Source organism: Bradyrhizobium sp. SHOUNA76 (assembly GCF_023006445.1).
Taxonomy (GTDB): Bacteria; Pseudomonadota; Alphaproteobacteria; order Rhizobiales; family Xanthobacteraceae; genus Bradyrhizobium.
Window position 1 is genome coordinate 1 of sequence record NZ_JALBHA010001032.1, and the last position, 757, is coordinate 757.

A 757-nucleotide genomic window follows, 5' to 3' on the forward strand; every position below is an offset into this window, starting at 1 on the left:
CGATCTGCCGCGCGATTGAGCGCGTGAGATCGAGGTCGTCGCCGAGCGCCGCATCCGGACCGGGTACGCAGGGAACGCCGGCGGCCCGCATCGCCCGCTTGGCAGCAACCTTGTCGCCCATGACGCGCATTACCGCGGCGGTCGGGCCGATGAAGGTCAGGCCGGCGGCTTCGACCTGCTCGGCGAAACCAGGGTTCTCGGACAGGAACCCGTAGCCGGGATGGATCGCCTCGGCTCCGCTGACCTCGGCGGCGAACAGCAGCGCCATCTGGTTGAGATAGCTCTGCGCCGCCGCGGCCGGCCCAATGCAGATGGCCTCATCGGCATGATGCACGTACGGCGCTTCGCGATCGGCCTCCGAGTGGACGACGATGGTGCGCAGCCCGAGCCGCCGACAAGCGCGCTGGATGCGCAGCGCAATCTCGCCTCGGTTGGCTATGAGGACCGAGCCGAACATGTGCCTACCTGATCCGCATCAGTTCTTGCCCGGCCTCGACCTCCTGCCCGGTGGAGACGAGAATTGCGGCCACGGCGCCGTCCCGATCGGCGCGAACCTCGTGAAACATCTTCATCGCTTCGATGACGCACAATGTCGTGCCGGCGGTGATCGCCTGGCCCACCGTGACGAAGGGCGGCGCGTCGGGATCGGGCTGCAGATAGGCGACGCCAAAGAGCGGCGCGACGACGCCATCCGCTGTGTCGCTGACCGGTACGCGTTGCGCAGGCTCGGGGCGGCTCGGGCGGAGCGCCGTGGCTG

2 protein-coding genes are annotated in these 757 nt (G+C 68.7%); both read right to left on the reverse strand.

Features of this window, described 5'->3' with window-relative positions; genetic code table 11:
- Positions 1-457 (reverse strand): biotin carboxylase N-terminal domain-containing protein (locus MOV74_RS39505; protein WP_309486894.1); only part of this gene is annotated, 457 nt, incomplete at its 3' end.
- Positions 458-461: 4 nt separating this feature from the next.
- Positions 462-757: biotin/lipoyl-containing protein (locus MOV74_RS39510; RefSeq protein ID WP_309486895.1), on the reverse strand; the 296-nt coding region annotated here is incomplete at its 5' end.